Origin of the sequence: Paenibacillus xylanexedens, assembly GCF_007680605.1 — a bacterium.
GTDB lineage: Bacteria > Bacillota > Bacilli > Paenibacillales > Paenibacillaceae > Paenibacillus > Paenibacillus xylanexedens_B.
Genome location: NZ_VEIO01000072.1, coordinates 1 through 332, shown reverse-complemented (window position 1 = coordinate 332; position 332 = coordinate 1). Strand labels below are relative to the sequence as shown.

General features: G+C 44.9%; 1 pseudogene. It reads left to right on the top strand.

Features of this window, described 5'->3' with window-relative positions:
- Positions 1 to 21 precede the first annotated feature (21 nt).
- Positions 22 to 332 (top strand): annotated as a pseudogene (locus FS818_RS29040) (S-layer homology domain-containing protein); the annotation flags it as partial.

The window sequence follows — 332 nt, the reverse complement described above, 5'->3', positions numbered from 1 at the left end:
ACGGTTAAAGATTTGGTCAAAATGACAGATGCCATTGCCAAGGAATCGGTTGAAAAAGCAAAACAATTGGGTAGCAATACGGCACGCATTGTGATTCCAGATTCGAAAGATGCTGTGTCTGAGACTCGGGTTGAAATTCCTAAAACAGCTGTCAAAGATTTGAGCGACGGTTCGATGAAACTGGAAATCTCGACAGAGAATGCAGTTATTTCGATACCTGCGCAGTCTTTCGCCGGATTCGATCAAGACTTGTACTTCCGTCTGGTTCCACTCAAAAAGGAATCCGAGCGCAAAGACTTGGAAGAGCGGGCGAAGAAAGAGCAAGTGATTCA